Source organism: Yersinia enterocolitica (genome assembly GCA_002082245.2).
GTDB lineage: Bacteria > Pseudomonadota > Gammaproteobacteria > Enterobacterales > Enterobacteriaceae > Yersinia > Yersinia enterocolitica_E.
Window position 1 is genome coordinate 4,547,010 of record NBTC02000002.1, and the last position, 16,829, is coordinate 4,563,838.

A 16,829-nucleotide genomic window follows, 5' to 3' on the forward strand; every position below is an offset into this window, starting at 1 on the left:
AGTTAATCTTTTCTATGCTGCGAGCAATTCTTTTGCATTTGCCAAGGTGTTTTTCGTCACTTCACTGCCGCCCAGAAGGCGCGCCAACTCTTGCAAGCGGGCTTTTTTATCTAGCCGATGCATATGGGTTTCGGTTTCAGTGCCATCGGTTTGTTTACTCACAAAGAAATGTTGATGGCCACAACCCGCAACTTGTGGAAGGTGGGTCACACACATAACCTGAGTCGATTCACCAAGCTGACGCAACAGGCGGCCCACTATGGCTGCCGTTGGTCCACTGATACCAACATCAACTTCATCGAAGATAAGCGCAGGAGTATCCATTTTACGCGCTGTAATCACCTGAATCGCCAATGCGATGCGAGACAGTTCACCACCGGAGGCGACTTTGGCCAGTGCTTGTAGCGGTTGACCTGGGTTGGTAGTGACGCAGAACTCAATGCGGGTCGCCCCTTCAGCACTGAGGTGCTCTGGCTCAAAATGGGTGTCAATCGTGAATTGGCCATGTGGCATTGATAATTCATGCATGCTTTCGGTAATTAGCGCGGCCAATTCATCAGCATAATGCTGGCGTTCTTGGTGCAACCGGTTAGCTATCTCTAACGCGTGTTGATAGTGAGTATTTACCGCGTGGCTGAGTTGCTCATGGTCGTTTTCTTGCCGTGACAGCTGTTCTTGCTCATCCAGCAATTGCTGGTGAAACAAGGGTAACTCTTCTGGTGCTACATGGTGTTTACGGGCCAGATTTAATTGACGAGATAACCGTTGTTCCAATTCATACAAACGGTTAGGGTCCATATCAAATTGCTCCGCATAATGGCGTAGCTCATCACTGGCTTCACTGATTTGGATAGAAGCCTCTTCTAGCATATTTAATAAATTATTAAATTGTTCATCCATGCCAGCCAGTTCGGTTAACTGGTGTTTGGCTGAGAAGAGCTGGCTGAGAATGTTATTCTGTTCATCATCCGACAGCAATTGTAAGGCTTGTTGGCTGAGTGACAACAACTGCCCACTGTTTGCCAAACGCTTATATTCGATATCAATTTGTTCATATTCCCCCGCTTGTGGGACAAATGAATTTAGTTCTTTCAACTGATATTGCAATAATTCCTTTCGGGCGTTACGTTCCAGAGATTGCTGTTGATGGAGTGCCAGTGCCCGGCAACTTTGGTGCCAGATTTGATAGGCTGCTTTCATTTCGCTCAGCAAAGCAGACTGATCTGCGTAGGCATCTAATAGCTGTTTTTGATGATCTGGTCTTAATAGCAACTGATGGGCATGTTGGCCGTGAATCTGGATGAGATGTTGGCCTAACTCTCGCAGTTGTGACAGGGGGACTGCCGTACCATTAATAAAGCCTCTTGAGCGGCCATCGGTTCCAATAGCCCGCCGCAATAGGCATTCATTACTGTCATCAAGATGGTTATTTTCCAACCACTGTCGGGCCGATGGGGTGTCTGTCAGTGAAAAGCGAGCACAAATATCAGCACGCGTTGCACCTAAACGCACCATGCTGCCATCTGAGCGGCTACCAAGGCATAACCCCAATGCATCTATGGCGATAGATTTACCTGCCCCTGTTTCGCCAGTAATTGCTGTCATCCCGGGTTGAAAATCGATTTCTAACTCACGCACAATTGCAAAATTACTGATGGTTAATTGGGCCAGCATGGTAAATCTCCTGTACATAAACACATGGCTGTATTTGAATACAGTATAAACTGGTTTTATATACAGTAAAGTCCTTGCGGCACTTTTTAGAATAATTTTTTCGACCAGCCTAGTTTTGTACTTAACGTATTGAAATAACTGTAGTCCTTTGGATGAATAAGATTAAGGTGAAAATCACTACGGCGAATTAATACTTCTTCACCCTCCTGAATCGGTAGTGCTATCTGGCTATCACAGCTTATTTCTAGGTCGCTGGTGATTTGCGAAAACTTCAATCGGATGGTGCTGCTACTATTAATGACCAGAGGTCTGGCGGTTAGAGTGTGTGGGAACATCGGGACCAATACGATGGCGTCTAGGGTGGGGGTGAGGATTGGGCCACCAGCCGAGAGCGAATAAGCCGTCGAGCCGGTAGGGGTGGCAATGATCAGGCCGTCTGAACGTTGAGAAAAAGCGAAGCGGTTATCGATATACACTTCGAATTCAATCATATGTGCCACTTTACCCGGATGCAAAACCACTTCATTGATTGCTGTGCTGATGCGGCTTTGCTGATTGGTACGAGTCACTTGTACTTCTAGTAAGAAGCGTTGTTCGCTTAGGTATTCGCCTTCCAGTACATCTGAAAGTTGTTGTTGGGCATTATCCGGGTCCAAATCAGTCAGAAAGCCCAGATTGCCTCGGTTGACACCGATGACTTTGATATCATAGCGAGCGAGTACTCGCGCGGCACCGAGCATATTGCCGTCGCCCCCGACCACCACGGCTAAATCGGCTTTTTGGCCAATATCAGCCAAGCTGCCGGTAATGGCATCGGTTAAATTTAGATCTTTGGCGATCTGCTGTTCAACCATCACGTCATAACCTTTGGCGTTTAACCAGTGGTAGAGCATCTCATGGGTGGCAAGTGCCGCCGGATGCCGTGGGTGACCGACAATACCAATACAATTGAATCTTTTATTATTCATTGCCGTGATTTTCCTTACTGGGGCGTCTTTTACCCCACATTATGACCGGTTCCCTTGAATCCCCGGTTTTGATCCCCATAATAAGCCAAGTAGCGAGATTAATGCTAAAACGCGGAGATATCCATGAGTAGTAAAGAACAGAAAACACCAAACGAGCAAGTCTCGGAAGAAATGGAAAATGCAGCAGAGCAGCAAGTGGAAGCGACACAAGAGACGGGTGAAGGTGTAGATCCGCGTGTTGCCGAGCTTGAAGCGCAGTTGGCTGCAGCCGTACAGCGTGAGCGCGAAAGCTTGCTACGCGCTAAGGCTGAAGTTGAGAATATCCGTCGTCGTACTGAATTGGATGTTGAAAAAGCGCATAAGTTTGCACTGGAAAGATTTTCATCTGAATTATTGCCAGTGATCGATAATCTGGAACGTGCACTGGATACTGCTGATAAAAGCAATGCCGAACTGACTTCGATGATTGAAGGTGTCGAGTTGACGCTGAAATCACTGCTCGATGCAGTAGGTAAATTCGGCATTGAGGTTGTCGCTGATACCCATGTGCCGTTTAATCCTGATGTTCATCAGGCAATGACGATGCTTGAATCTGCTGATCATGAACCAAATCATGTGATGATGGTGATGCAAAAAGGCTATACGCTAAATGGCCGTTTGCTACGCCCGGCAATGGTTGCGGTATCTAAAGCGAAAGCTTAAGGTGTCCTGACGTGAAAAAGGCACCTTCGGGTGCCTTTTTTTATTTAACTATCTTGGTATTTTAATCTGCTGTTGGTAGTTTTGGTTGCCAATCAATAGCTTGTTGATTGTGCTGTTGCAGTAGCTGATTTGCTTGTGAAAAGTGCTTACAACCAAGAAAACCACGATGGGCAGACAGCGGCGATGGGTGCGGCGCTTTTAAAATAAAGTGGCGTTGGGTATCAATGATCCGGCCCTTCTTCTGGGCATGTGCTCCCCACAGCATAAAAATCACCCCATCACGATGTTCATTCAGGGCTGCAATGACTTTATCAGTGAAGGTTTCCCAACCAAGGTTAGCATGAGAGTGCGCATTACCTGCTTCAACGGTTAGCACGGTATTGAGCAGCAATACCCCTTGTTCGGCCCAGCTTTGCAAGAAGCCATGATTGGGGCGCTCAAAGCCTGGAATATCGGTAGCCAACTCTTTGTACATGTTCACCAAAGAGGGAGGCGCCGGCACACCAGGTAACACAGAAAATGATAATCCATGTGCTTGATTGGGGCCGTGGTAGGGGTCTTGCCCTAAAATAACCACTTTAACCTGATCCAATTCAGTCAGGCGGAATGCGTTAAATACATCTTTTTGCGCAGGATAGATAGTCTTGCCAGCACTGCGTTCTGCTGCCACATAGGCCAGTGTATCTCTAAAGTAAGGCTGTTCTTTTTCCAGGCCGATCACATCGTGCCAGGTAAGGGAGGCAGACATAAACACTCTCCTTGGTTTCTGCAAAGTATTGATGTGCGTTAGCTTACCGGTTCAAACCGGTGAGTGAAACCGTTAAACCTGACTCTGTGACGTAATGATGATTTTTTGACCTCTTTATGCAAAGAAATGTTGAAAATTTACAAAAATATTTGCTGTCAGTTGTTTTGATAAAATTGATATAAAACATAAATTTGCCGATGGAGTTATTACTGACATGGCCGAAAGATTGATTTAAGTCAAAGAATTGCGACGGTCTGACTGGTATACAGAACAATAAGACAACAATGGTTTTACCAAATAACCAAGATAGTTTCTCCCCCTTGGAATTTATATCCGCATTATGGAGGCACCAAATGATTACTGGTATTCAAATTACTAAAGCTAACAATGAAGCCTTACTGAACTCTTTTTGGCTGTTGGATGATGAAAAATCTGAATTGCGCTGCGTTTGCGCTAAAGCGGGTTATGCCGAAGATCAGATAGTTCCTGCCAGTGAGTTAGGCCAGATTGAATATCGCGAAGTTCCACTGGAAGTGCAGCCAACAGTGCGTGTTGAAGGTGGTCAGCATTTGAACGTTAACGTTCTGCGCCGCGAAACACTGGAAGATGCAGTGAAAAATCCAGAAAAATATCCTCAGTTGACGATTCGTGTTTCTGGCTATGCAGTGCGTTTTAACTCCCTGACACCAGAACAACAACGTGATGTGATTACTCGTACTTTCACTGAAAGTCTGTAATTTTTGTCATAACGTTTAAGTCATTCAAAAATTCTAAGGGAGCTTCGGCTCCCTTTTTCATCTCTGCTATTTAGTGGTCGATAAATTTGATAACGATCACACTTCTCTATATTTATAAGTAAATCTTATCATTTCCATTTAAGAACTCATCCGATGTGTCGATAGATAAACCCATAACGCCGAACTAATTATCTGGATTATCTTTCGACAAGGAGTTGGCATGAGTGGACCTGTCAGTTTGATTGGGCCTACTGCATTAGTAGGTTTAATGAGTCAAGTGAACCCATCGGAACTGCCAAAGAGGGATGTCACCACCGCGGACAAGCCTTCAGTGGGACAACCGACTCATCATACAGCAGCAACGCTGGCAGGTAATGAGCTTTGTTACAGTATGCAAGCTAACGTTAGCCTGACACGAAGTAACGGATCTGCGACGGGGAGTGAGCATGTTGCGATATCAAATGGACAAGGATCACAGCAAGGGGACTATTCATTAGCATTACTCGCTAAAGATGTTTACGCTCCTGCTGCTGGGAGCATCGGCGGGTTTACACGTTTGAGTGATGGTGAGTTACTGGCTGCGGGAATAGATCCGGCGAGTTTATTTAATAGTGCTTCAGGATTTCAGGCTGGGATTTATCATGATAATCAGCAGTATGTTTTATCCTTTGCCGGTACTAATGATGTAAATGATTGGCTAAGTAACATCCGGCAAGCCACTGGCTACGATGATGTACAGTATAATCAAGCCGTTGCTGTAGGGAAAACAGCAAAAATGGCATTTGGTGATGCGCTGGTGATTACCGGGCACTCATTGGGGGGCGGTTTGGCGGCGACCGCAGCATTAGCGAGTGGAACATTTGCGGTGACATTTAATGCCGCGGGTGTTTCAGACCATACCATAAATCGCCTTGGTATGGACCCCACTCAAGCACGGATTTCAGCAGGAAACGGTGGTGTGCGCTGCTATAGCGAACAATATGATTTGCTGACAGATGCACAGGAATCTACGTGGTTAATTCCTGATGCGGTAGGCCATAAAATCACTCTGACAAATAGTGACAAACTCACAGGGATAGATGATTGGCTGCCACATAAGCACCTTGAACGCCGCTTATCGGCACACAGTATTGATAAAGTGATCAGCTCAATGAGTGAACAACAACCTTGGGAGCGGCAGTATGCCTGAATCGACACTGGCAATGAGGGTGAGGCGCCATTTGCGTTATGCCATCTACGGTGTTTTGATGCCATTAATAAGTTTTGAGGGGCAGGCGATGACAGATATTAATACAGCTTTTACTGATCCGACTGTAATACCGATCGCTGATGCGATTGTCCACGGAGATGTAAAACAGATCCATCAGTTAGCAAATGAAAAGTTGTTGCAGCAGCAAGGTGATCGGTCGCTAACCCTGATGCAGTGGGCTATTCTCAACCAACAGCCAGAAAGTTTAGCGGCGTTGCTGCAAGAGCATGCTGATCCATTTCAGTCGGGCATGCAGGGTGATACCGCCTGGCATACGGCGGCTAGTGTGCAAGATGCGCATTACCTGCAAATTTTACTTGAAGGTCGTATGAAACCTAATGCGCGCAATAGTGTGACACTGGCGACGCCATTGGCTGCGGCTGTTATGGCGGGGCGCGGAGTTCAGGTTATCCTGCTGTTAGTTGCTGGGGTCGATCCGAATATGGCTGATCGGATGGGGGATACACCACTGCATTTAGCGGGCAAAACCAATGCGCCAGATCTGGCATTGCGGCTATTAAAAGCCGGTGCTGATCCTGAATTACGCAACAAGCAGGGGGCGACCTTTCAACAATATTTTGCCATGACGCCTTTGAATATTCAAAGTGCTGAAATGCAACAAAAACACCAGCAATTGAATACCTGGCTGCGCGGGAAGAAACTCGCTGAGATTTATCAGCAGTAGCAGAATATTAGCCGGATAGGCTAAAACGCAACTTGAGTGCGAAATACAGTAAGGTTGTCGCCATCGTGCTGATAATAAAAAAGCCGCTATTGTAAGCGGCTTCTTCGCAAGAATGCTAAATCAATCAGCACTCTTGGTATCAGGTTTTTCCTTTGGCTTACGCCGCTTACCAACATTTTTGGCATCGCGGTGACGTACCTTAACCTTTACCTTCTCTTTGCTGGCTTCTTTTAGCTCTTTACGCTTTGCTAAAACCTTTTTAGAAGGCTTACCGGTGGTTTTTTCGCTTGGTGCCTTACTGGTCGGGCGTAATTCATCAATAACCCGTGGCTTCAATGGTTCGTTCAGATAACGGCCAATTTTACCCAGCAATAGATGGTCATGCGCTTCAACTAATGAGATAGCAACACCTTTGCGCCCGGCGCGGCCAGTACGGCCAATACGGTGCAGATAGACGTCAGATGTCAGCGGCAGATCAAAGTTGAATACATGACTGATATCGTCGATGTCGAGGCCGCGTGAAGCCACATCAGTGGCAACCAGAACGTTAACCCGGCCATCGCCTAAACGAATAACGGCTTCGGTGCGCTTCGCCTGAACCATTTCACCTTCGAGGAACCAGGCGTTAATTCCGGCCTCACGTAGCCAACTGACCAGTTGGTGTACCTTTTCACGGGTTCTGACGAAAATGATGGATTTCTGCACTTCCGGTTGCTTGAGCAGATGCACTAGCAGCGCGGTTTTGTGTTCGATATTGTCAGCACGATAGTACCATTGCTGAATTTTTTTACGTTCGCGACGAGATGGATCGGCTTCCAACTCTACCGGCTCATTCAGGATGCGTTCCGCAAACTCACGGATAGCTTCACCTTCAAGCGTGGCGGAGAACAGTAAGGTTTGTTTACGCCAGCGAGTCTCTGCGGCGATGGTTTCAATGTCCTGCGCAAAGCCCATATCCAGCATACGGTCGGCTTCATCCAGAATCAGGGTTTCTACTGCCCGACAGTCAAAGTTCTCTTCTTTGATGTATTGCAACAAGCGGCCAGTGGTCGCAACAACGATATCCTGATTTTCACTAAACACTTCCGCGTGGTTCATATAAGCCACACCGCCGGTGATCGTGGCGATATCCAGTTGTGTATGCTTGGCCAATTCACGGGCTTGATCCGCAACTTGCATGGCTAATTCACGGGTTGGCGTCAGGATCAGTATCCGTGGCGGGCCAGATTTTTTGCGTGGGAAATCGAGCAAATGCTGCAAGGCAGGCAGCAAAAAGGCGGCAGTTTTGCCAGTACCTGTTGGAGCCGAACCCAATACATCGCGCCCATCCATAGCTGGCGGAATAGCCGCAGCTTGAATGGCGGTAGGGCGCTCATAGCCTTTGTCGCGCAGTGCGTCAATCAGGCGTTCATCGAGATCGAGTTCGGAAAAATTGGTTACAGTCATGGTCTTCCTCTACTTGGGGCGCCGATTATAGACGGGTTAGCCGAATTCTTCACCTGTTTAAGCTGTAATGATGTCTTTTCCCTTCAATCATATTGTCCTATGCTACGCCGGTTATGGATTCTGGTGACTAATGTGGGCGAACAATTGAAAAAAAAACCGGTGTTACGTGGTGGTGGTTTCACTTTTAAACAATTCTTTGTGGCACATGATTGCTGTGCGATGAAGGTAGGCACTGATGGTGTTCTACTTGGGGCTTGGGTGCCGGTGGAAAAAGCCCGTAAAGTGCTGGATATCGGTTGTGGCAGTGGACTTATTGCTCTAATGATTGCTCAACGTTCAACATCTGAGGTATTGATTGATGGCGTTGAACTGGAGCCAGAAGCCGCACGGCAGGCAAGCAGCAATGCGGCGTCATCTCCCTGGGCTGAGCGGGTTCGTATTTATCAGCAGGACGTGCACCAGTTTGCTGAAAACCACCCTCATCAGTATGATCTGATTGTCAGCAATCCACCTTATTTTGCTCCGGCGGTCGCCTGCCGGGATGAGGCCCGCGATACTGCGCGTTACACCGGCTCCTTAACGCATGATGCTTTACTAAACTGTGCTGAGAAGCTTATCACACCGAGCGGTGCGTTTTGTGTGGTTTTACCTCATGACTTGGGAATTGAACTCTCCCGCCTTGCTATTCAACAAAACTGGTTCGTTCACTGCCAAGTAGACATCAGGGATCGTCCTGGTAAGCCGCTAAATAGAATGTTATTGACGTTATCGCGCCAGACGGGAGAGACGGAGTATCAGCATTTAGCTTTGCGTCAATCTGAAGGGGTCTATTCCCCTGAATTTTGTCAGTTGATCAGCGAGTTTTATCTCAACTATTAGTTATCGTGATAAGTGGTTGTAGTGATAAGTCAAAAATCAGGATAAGCAGGGCGCGATAGTGAAACGCGCCCTGAAAAGCTATTATGGATGGAGAATGGTAGGCTGTGGATTCTCTATTTGATCAGGATAATCAAGCGTATAATGCAAACCACGGCTCTCTTTTCGCTCCATGGCACAGCGCACGATTAACTCAGCGACCTGCACGAGGTTACGTAATTCCAGCAGATTATTGGAGATACGGAAGTTGGCATAATATTCATCAATCTCCTGCTGTAATGTGTTGATACGGCGTAAAGCGCGCTCTAAGCGTTTGGTGGTGCGCACAATACCGACGTAATCCCACATGAATAAACGCAGTTCATGCCAGTTATGCTGAATGACGACACGTTCATCAGAGTTATCAACACGGCTTTCGTCCCAGTCTGGCAAATGTTTCGCCAATTTGGCATGTGGCAAGCGCATAAGAATATCTTCAGCGGCAGACCAGCCATACACCAGGCACTCGAGTAGAGAGTTAGAAGCCATGCGGTTAGCGCCATGCAAGCCGGTATAGCTGACTTCGCCAATCGCATATAAACCATCCAGGTCAGTACGCCCATGTTGGTCTACCATTACACCGCCACAGGTATAGTGAGCAGCAGGTACGATAGGAATGGCTTCTTTGGTCAGATCGATACCGAGCGACAGTAGTTTTTCGTAGATCATCGGGAAGTGTTGCATCACGAAATCAGTCGGTTTATGACTGATATCCAGATACATACAATCAGCACCAAGGCGCTTCATCTCATGGTCTATGGCGCGGGCGACGATATCACGCGGGGCCAACTCCCCTCGGGGGTCAAAATCAAGCATAAAGCGGCTGCCGTCAGGGCGCTTAAGGTAAGCACCTTCGCCACGTAATGCTTCGGTCAGTAAGAAGTTACGCGCTTGCGGATGGAACAAGCAGGTAGGATGAAATTGGTTAAATTCTAAATTAGCGACACGACACCCAGCACGCCATGCCATGGCGATACCATCGCCAGAAGAGATATCGGGGTTAGTGGTATATTGGTAAACTTTGGCGGCACCACCGGTAGCTAAAACGACCGCTTTAGCCCGAAAAGTTTCAACTTTCTCAAGCTCCCGGTTCCAGATATAAGCGCCGACCACACGTTTAGTGCCCGTCAGACCAATTTTATTGGACGTGATAAGATCGACAGCATTACAGCGTTCTTTCACTAAAATGTTAGGGTGGGTCCTTGCTTTACCTACCAGGGTAGTTTCTACTTCTTTACCTGTAGCATCAGCAGTATGCAGTATACGGCGATGGCTATGGCCGCCTTCACGGGTAAGGTGATAACGTTCTTCGCCGCTGGCATTGGTTTCGGTATCAAACAGGACGCCTTGATCAATAAGCCATTGCACGCAAGAGCGGGCGTTACTGGCAATAAACTCTACGGCGTCTTTGTCACAAAGCCCGGCCCCAGCAATCAGGGTGTCATCGACATGTGAACTAATGCTGTCAGTTTCATCAAAAACGGCAGCAATACCTCCCTGAGCATAAAAAGTGGCACCTTCATTAAGTGGCCCTTTGCTGAGAACAGTTACTTTACAATGTGGCGCCAGGCGTAAAGCCAATGACAAACCGGCAGCGCCACTCCCGATGATCAATACATCGCTAACGTGTTCAGATGATGATTGCATATCGTATGATGTGTGCAGAAGAAGAGTGAAATTCATGTTAGCCTATCTGCCAGAGCAAAAGCTATGGCTATAAGATGTCTAAAGAATATTCAGACAAATAATCTGGCAACATGGAACTTTGCAATTTTTATAAACTCCAAGCGTGTGCTTGCTCAGGAAAATAAAGATATGGCTGGCAGTACTACTTTTAGCGTGAGGATAGATTTCGGGAGAGTTCACCTCGGATGAGCGAGCAGTTAACGGATCAGATGCTGGTTGAACGGGTCCAGAAAGGTGATCAGCAATCGTTCAATTTACTGGTAATTCGATACCAGCATAAGGTTGCGAGCCTTGTATCCCGCTATGTGCCTCAGGGTGATGTCCCTGATGTAGTTCAGGAATCTTTTATCAAAGCTTATCGTGCATTGGAGTCATTTCGTGGCGATAGCGCTTTCTATACGTGGCTTTACCGTATTGCTGTGAATACAGCAAAAAATTACTTAGTTGCTCAGGGGCGGCGCCCACCATCCAGTGATGTGGATGCAAATGATGCTGAAAATTACGAAAATGCGGGTGCATTGAAAGAAATATCGAACCCTGAGAACTTAATGTTGTCTGAAGAATTGAGGCAGATAGTTTTTAAAACCATAGAGTCACTTCCTGAAGATCTGCGGATGGCAATTACACTCAGGGAGTTAGATGGTCTAAGCTATGAAGAGATAGCTGTGATTATGGACTGTCCGGTCGGTACTGTTCGTTCCCGTATCTTCCGTGCCAGAGAGGCTATCGATAATAAAGTTCAGCCGCTAATTCAGCGATAAGCGGACACATAAAGGGTATTTGGCATGCAGAAAGAAAAGCTTTCCGCTCTGATGGACGGAGAAACTCTTGATAGTGAGCTGCTTGGTTCTTTATCGAAAGATAAAGCATTGCAGCAAAGCTGGCAGAGCTACCATTTAATCCGTGATACCCTGCGGGGGGATGTTGGTGAAGTCTTGCATCTGGATATCGCCAGCCGAGTCGCAGAGGCACTCAAAAACGAGCCTGCTCGTTTTGTACCTATTGCTGTGCCTGAATCTCAGCCACAACCTCATGTCTGGCAGAAAATGCCTTTCTGGCAAAAAGTTCGCCCATGGGCCAGCCAGATTACTCAGGTTGGGGTTGCCGCGTGTGTTTCTCTAGCGGTAATTGTTGGGGTTCAACAATACAACCAGCCCGAATCAGGTAATTTGCAACCAGAATCACCTGCATTTAATACCTTACCGATGATGGGTAAAGCCTCGCCAGTAAGTTTTGGTGTGCCTGCTGATGGTTCTTTCGGAACGTCTCAACAGCATCAGGTTCAGGAGCAACGTCGGCGAGTCAATATGATGACTCAATTGCAAGATTTTGAATTGCAACGCCGCTTGCCACAAACTGACGTGTTGCAGCAGCCTTCAACATCGACACAAGCCGCTATTCAGGTTCCCGGAACTCAGTCCTTAGGAATGCAGCAGCAGTAATGAAGCAACTTTGGTTCTCCGTCTGTTTAATGACGGGCAGCCTGTTCATGCCAACAATTGCTTCGGCGGAAACGACGCCGATAGCAATGTTGCAGGAAATGAGCAGTGCCAGCCAGTCGCTCAACTATGAGCTATCCTACATTAATGTTAATAAGCAAGGGATTGATTCTCTTCGCTATCGACATGCTATTTTAGATAAAAAAACCTTTGCGCAATTGCTGCGTATGGATGGCCCACGTACTGAGATCTTACAGCGTGGTAATGAAATAAGTTATTTCGAACCTGGTTTCGATGCTTTCACTCTGGCGGGTGAACATATAGTTGATGCATTACCGTCTATCGTATTCCCCGATTTTGAAAAACTGTCAAAATACTATAACTATATTGCACTTGGCCGTGCCCGTATTGCAGACCGACCATGTCAGGTTATTCGGGTAGTCGCCCGTGACAGTACCCGATACAGCTATATTATTTGGATGGATGAAACGAGCAAACTCCCAATGCGGGTAGATTTGTTAGATCGTGATGGTGAAACACTTGAGCAATTTCGTGTGATTTCTTTTGCTATCGGTGAACCTATTCAGGATATTTTGCAAGGTCTGGTAAAGCTCTCTTTACCGCCATTACTTGCATTACCTGCTAAAACCAAGGTTGATTTTACCTGGGCCCCACGTTGGTTGCCGGAAGGTGTTTCCGAGATTTCACGCAGTCGCCGTACATTACCGAATATGGAGGCACCAACAGAATCACGATTATATTCTGATGGGTTATTCAGTTTTTCAGTAAATATAAATCCGGCAGGTAAAGATGCGCCTTCAGAGCAATCCTTACGTCAAGGTCGTAGAACTGTGCATACTGAAGCTCGTAATAATGTTGAAATTACCATAGTTGGCGAGCTTCCGCCTACAACTGCAAAACGTATCGCTGACAGTATTGTTTTGGAATCAACAAAATGATGAAAGAATGGGCTACAGTTATTTCGTGGCAAAATGGTGTTGCTCTATTGCGTTGTGAACCACAGTCTGGTTGTGGGAGTTGCAATGCGCGCACTGGATGCGGTAGTCATTTATTAAATGAATTGGGGCCGGAGTCGGAGCACCAATTACAAATAGCTATCTCGCAACCGCTTGAACCTGGCCAAAAGGTTGAAGTCGGTATTAGTGAGGGGAGTTTATTACGTTCTGCTTCTTTGGTTTATCTAACGCCTTTAGCCGGATTGATTGCGGGTGGCGGTTTATTTCAGGCTTTATTTGTCACCGATGCTTTTACTGCTCTAGGCGCTATTTTAGGTGCGGGGCTAGGTTTTTTGCTCGCCAGAACATTAGCCAGCAGAATTGAAGGACAGAGTGACTATCAACCAATGATTCTACAGATTGGTTTACCCCCAACGACTATACGAATTCAGTAACAGAATAATTCCTTTCCTCTTACCCATGATAGGCCGGAATACGGTTCTGTATCATATGTTCAACTAAAGCAATAAAAAGATCGGCACTGATAAGCGCTGAGTAATCTACTGAGAAAAGTATATTACCTTTAGCATCAAATAAGCGTATTTTATCATGATCTTTCTCGCGTAACGTCTCGACACGCAGGATGTCTTCAATGCTGATAATACCGTCTGTTGTAATTAATGAGTGTGCACTAAGTGAAAGTGGAGTTGTATCTATCTGAACATTTTTCACCATGATTACATTTAAAAGACCATGGTATATGAGTGATTTTAGCCAGTTGTCATTCTTTTTAATTACATCAAATACTATTTTTTTTCCTCGGGATAAAGAGTTTAAACTTACTATCCCGACATGCATGACTTGTTGATGGATTATTGTGTTTATCAGCGGGTAAGCATTAGTTATATTATTAATTATAATATTCCATGGCTGCAATTTAGAGGTGCGAAATGCCATTGTGTTAATTTTGCCATTAGGGTTTACTCCTGTATGGTATTTATGAATGTATTGTATTTTATTAAATGTAATAAAATAGACATTTCCACTGTGATGATTGAAGACCCGTACTCCTTTCTCATAAAGAAAGTAGGTAAACATTGGATTACAGTGTAAGCGCAAATACAGGAAGGTACTCAGCGAGATAGCTGCAATAGCGACACATAAGATCGAAAGAATTGATGGGGTTGAAAAAATAGATGTCGCTATTGATAAGGTAATTATTATAAAACTAAATACTAATATAAGTATTATTGCGACGATAGTGGCTCTGGAGTTATTTTTTCTAAACTCATGGCGGCTCAGTATTTTTCCTTCATCAATCATAATATTCTCCATATGGCCGCCAAGAGGATATTTCACTTGGTTGTTATAAAGTCACATGAATACTTTAAATTATTATCCAACCGGGTAAATGAGCATTTTCCGAAAATGAATTAATCATCAGTTCGACAAAATAGAAATATATGCACCCCTAAATTAGGCGGATAGGGTATCTATCGTGCTGATTATAATCAGTTAAATAATAGACACTAGCACGCTTCATAAGCGATAGGCACAATAAAGTTATTGGTATTAAACTATTTTTACCGGGATATCAGCACGGAACAGCGCTAAGAGTATGTACTATCAATAGCGATGTAAGGTAAGGCGTTGATACATTTTTACAGGATAAATCAGCTAACAAGCTAAGTGTGATGCCTTTCACGAGGCAGACTTACAGTGTAAGATGCGTGCATATTTATGTGGGTAGTTTTGGGTTTGAGTCCATCGCTGTGTCCACCAATAATTAATTAAAGACAACGACTAGAGAAAAATTCATATAAATGAAGCACATAAGAAACTTTTCTATTATTGCCCATATTGACCACGGTAAGTCGACACTGTCGGACCGTATTATTCAGATTTGTGGCGGATTATCTGAGCGTGAAATGGCCGCTCAAGTACTGGATTCTATGGATCTGGAGCGTGAGCGTGGTATTACCATCAAGGCACAGAGTGTGACGCTTGATTACCATGCTAAAGATGGTCAAACCTATCAGCTCAATTTTATCGATACCCCTGGTCACGTTGACTTCTCTTATGAAGTTTCCCGCTCCTTAGCGGCTTGTGAAGGGGCGTTGCTGGTTGTTGACGCAGGGCAAGGCGTTGAAGCACAAACGCTGGCGAACTGCTACACCGCGATGGAAATGAATCTGGAAGTGGTTCCTGTTTTAAATAAAATCGACCTGCCGGCTGCTGACCCTGAGCGTGTTGCGGAAGAAATTGAAGACATCGTGGGCATTGATGCGACTGATGCGGTACGTTGCTCAGCGAAAACTGGTGTAGGTGTACCCGATATCCTTGAGCGTTTGGTGCGTGATATTCCGCCGCCAGAGGGTGATCCTGATGGTCCATTGCAAGCGCTAATTATCGATTCCTGGTTTGATAATTATCTGGGTGTTGTATCGTTAATTCGTATTAAAAATGGCTCATTGCGTAAAGGCGATAAGGTTAAAGTAATGAGTACCGGGCAGAGTTATAATGCTGAGCGCCTCGGTATTTTTACACCAAAACGTATAGATCGCGATATGTTGAACTGCGGTGAGGTTGGCTGGTTGGTGTGTGCGATAAAAGACATTTTAGGCGCACCGGTCGGCGACACATTGACTCTGACCCGTAACCCGGCGGAGAAGTCATTACCTGGCTTTAAGAAAGTAAAACCACAGGTTTATGCAGGTCTGTTCCCTATTAGTTCAGACGATTATGAAGCTTTCCGTGATGCACTGGGCAAGTTGAGTCTTAATGACGCCTCTTTGTTCTACGAACCAGAAAGCTCCACCGCATTGGGCTTTGGTTTCCGCTGTGGCTTCCTTGGCTTACTGCACATGGAGATCATTCAGGAGCGTCTGGAGCGTGAGTACGATCTGGAGTTGATCACCACCGCACCGACGGTCGTATATGAAGTGATCACCACCAGTCAGGAAACTGTTTACGTTGATAGCCCATCCAAGCTGCCTGCGTTGAACAACATCGAAGAGCTACGCGAGCCAATTGCTGAGTGTCATATGCTGTTGCCGCAGGAATACCTGGGTAACGTCATCACGTTGTGTATTGAAAAACGTGGTATGCAGACCAACATGGTTTACCACGGTAACCAAGTGGCGCTGACGTATGAAATTCCGATGGCTGAAGTGGTGCTCGATTTCTTCGATCGCCTGAAGTCGACATCCCGTGGCTACGCCTCGCTGGATTACAATTTCAAACGTTTCCAGACCTCTGACATGGTGCGTGTTGATGTGTTAATCAACAACGAGCGTGTAGATGCGCTGGCGCTTATTACCCATCGTGATAATGCGCAATACCGTGGCCGTGATCTGGTTGAGAAAATGAAAGAATTGATCCCGCGCCAGCAATTTGATATTGCAATTCAGGCTGCTATCGGTAACCACATCATTGCCCGTTCTACTGTGAAACAGTTACGTAAAAACGTACTGGCGAAGTGTTATGGCGGTGACGTTAGCCGTAAGAAGAAACTTTTGCAGAAACAGAAAGACGGTAAAAAACGTATGAAACAGGTCGGTAACGTTGAATTACCGCAAGAGGCTTTCCTGGCTATTCTGCACGTTGGAAAAGACAGTAAATAAG

General features: G+C 45.9%; 17 protein-coding genes. 10 read left to right on the forward strand and 7 right to left on the reverse strand.

Annotated elements, in window-relative coordinates:
* Positions 1 to 12 precede the first annotated feature (12 nt).
* Positions 13 to 1,692, reverse strand: a complete 1,680-nt coding sequence (locus A6J66_022285; protein PNM26638.1) for a DNA repair protein RecN — start codon at positions 1,690 to 1,692, stop codon at positions 13 to 15.
* Positions 1,693 to 1,760: 68 nt separating this feature from the next.
* Entirely contained in the window at positions 1,761 to 2,642 is an 882-nt protein-coding gene (locus tag A6J66_022290) for an NAD(+) kinase (GenBank protein PNM26639.1), read from the reverse strand.
* 123 nt (positions 2,643 to 2,765) lie between these two features.
* Between A6J66_022290 and A6J66_022295 the strand changes: the two genes are divergently transcribed.
* Positions 2,766 to 3,344, forward strand: coding sequence for a nucleotide exchange factor GrpE (locus A6J66_022295; protein ID PNM26640.1), 579 nt, complete (start codon positions 2,766 to 2,768; stop codon positions 3,342 to 3,344).
* Positions 3,345 to 3,405: 61 nt separating this feature from the next.
* On the opposite strand, the gene A6J66_022300 is transcribed toward A6J66_022295, so the two are convergent.
* Complete coding sequence (locus A6J66_022300) at positions 3,406 to 4,092, reverse strand: uracil-DNA glycosylase (GenBank protein PNM26641.1); 687 nt, start codon at positions 4,090 to 4,092, stop codon at positions 3,406 to 3,408.
* A gap of 43 nt (positions 4,093 to 4,135) precedes the next feature.
* Positions 4,136 to 4,366: a hypothetical protein gene (locus tag A6J66_022305; GenBank protein PNM26642.1), complete on the reverse strand. Its 231-nt coding sequence runs from the start codon at positions 4,364 to 4,366 to the stop codon at positions 4,136 to 4,138.
* Between the two features lie 79 nt (positions 4,367 to 4,445).
* On the opposite strand from A6J66_022305, the gene A6J66_022310 reads away from it, so the two are divergent.
* From A6J66_022310 to A6J66_022320, 3 genes are all read left to right on the forward strand, one after another.
* The gene (locus A6J66_022310) at positions 4,446 to 4,829 is read left to right on the forward strand and encodes an autonomous glycyl radical cofactor GrcA (GenBank protein PNM26643.1); all 384 of its coding nucleotides are present in this window, start codon (positions 4,446 to 4,448) and stop codon (positions 4,827 to 4,829) included.
* A 220-nt stretch (positions 4,830 to 5,049) separates the two neighbouring features.
* Entirely contained in the window at positions 5,050 to 6,018 is a 969-nt protein-coding gene (locus A6J66_022315; GenBank protein ID PNM26644.1) for a DUF2974 domain-containing protein, read from the forward strand.
* 88 nt (positions 6,019 to 6,106) lie between these two features.
* The gene (locus tag A6J66_022320; GenBank protein PNM27124.1) at positions 6,107 to 6,763 is read left to right on the forward strand and encodes an ankyrin repeat domain-containing protein; all 657 of its coding nucleotides are present in this window, start codon (positions 6,107 to 6,109) and stop codon (positions 6,761 to 6,763) included.
* A 120-nt stretch (positions 6,764 to 6,883) separates the two neighbouring features.
* Here A6J66_022320 and A6J66_022325 read toward each other — a convergent pair whose 3' ends face one another.
* Positions 6,884 to 8,209 (reverse strand): ATP-dependent RNA helicase SrmB, encoded by a 1,326-nt coding sequence (locus tag A6J66_022325; GenBank protein PNM26645.1) that lies wholly within the window; start codon positions 8,207 to 8,209, stop codon positions 6,884 to 6,886.
* A 123-nt stretch (positions 8,210 to 8,332) separates the two neighbouring features.
* On the opposite strand from A6J66_022325, the gene A6J66_022330 reads away from it, so the two are divergent.
* On the forward strand, positions 8,333 to 9,088 hold the full coding sequence (locus A6J66_022330) for a tRNA1(Val) (adenine(37)-N6)-methyltransferase (protein ID PNM27125.1): 756 nt from the start codon (positions 8,333 to 8,335) through the stop codon (positions 9,086 to 9,088).
* Positions 9,089 to 9,169: 81 nt separating this feature from the next.
* On the opposite strand, the gene A6J66_022335 is transcribed toward A6J66_022330, so the two are convergent.
* Positions 9,170 to 10,807 (reverse strand): L-aspartate oxidase, encoded by a 1,638-nt coding sequence (locus A6J66_022335; GenBank protein PNM26646.1) that lies wholly within the window; start codon positions 10,805 to 10,807, stop codon positions 9,170 to 9,172.
* 188 nt (positions 10,808 to 10,995) lie between these two features.
* Between A6J66_022335 and rpoE the strand changes: the two genes are divergently transcribed.
* From rpoE to A6J66_022355, 4 genes are read left to right on the forward strand one after another with little or no spacing between them, the layout of a single operon-like run.
* Positions 10,996 to 11,571 (forward strand): RNA polymerase sigma factor RpoE, encoded by a 576-nt coding sequence (gene rpoE, locus A6J66_022340; protein ID PNM26647.1) that lies wholly within the window; start codon positions 10,996 to 10,998, stop codon positions 11,569 to 11,571.
* Positions 11,572 to 11,595: 24 nt separating this feature from the next.
* The gene (locus tag A6J66_022345) at positions 11,596 to 12,252 is read left to right on the forward strand and encodes an anti-sigma-E factor RseA (protein ID PNM26648.1); all 657 of its coding nucleotides are present in this window, start codon (positions 11,596 to 11,598) and stop codon (positions 12,250 to 12,252) included.
* Positions 12,252 to 13,208: a sigma-E factor regulatory protein RseB gene (locus A6J66_022350; GenBank protein PNM26649.1), complete on the forward strand. Its 957-nt coding sequence runs from the start codon at positions 12,252 to 12,254 to the stop codon at positions 13,206 to 13,208. Before A6J66_022345 ends, A6J66_022350 begins: the two co-directional genes overlap by 1 nt.
* On the forward strand, positions 13,205 to 13,660 hold the full coding sequence (locus A6J66_022355; GenBank protein ID PNM26650.1) for a SoxR reducing system protein RseC: 456 nt from the start codon (positions 13,205 to 13,207) through the stop codon (positions 13,658 to 13,660). Before A6J66_022350 ends, A6J66_022355 begins: the two co-directional genes overlap by 4 nt.
* 19 nt (positions 13,661 to 13,679) lie before the next feature.
* On the opposite strand, the gene A6J66_022360 is transcribed toward A6J66_022355, so the two are convergent.
* A complete protein-coding gene (locus A6J66_022360; protein ID PNM26651.1) occupies positions 13,680 to 14,528 on the reverse strand; it encodes a hypothetical protein in 849 nt (282 codons plus the stop codon).
* A gap of 500 nt (positions 14,529 to 15,028) precedes the next feature.
* Between A6J66_022360 and A6J66_022365 the strand changes: the two genes are divergently transcribed.
* On the forward strand, positions 15,029 to 16,828 hold the full coding sequence (locus A6J66_022365; protein PNM26652.1) for an elongation factor 4: 1,800 nt from the start codon (positions 15,029 to 15,031) through the stop codon (positions 16,826 to 16,828).
* The last annotated feature ends 1 nt before the right edge of the window (position 16,829 follow it).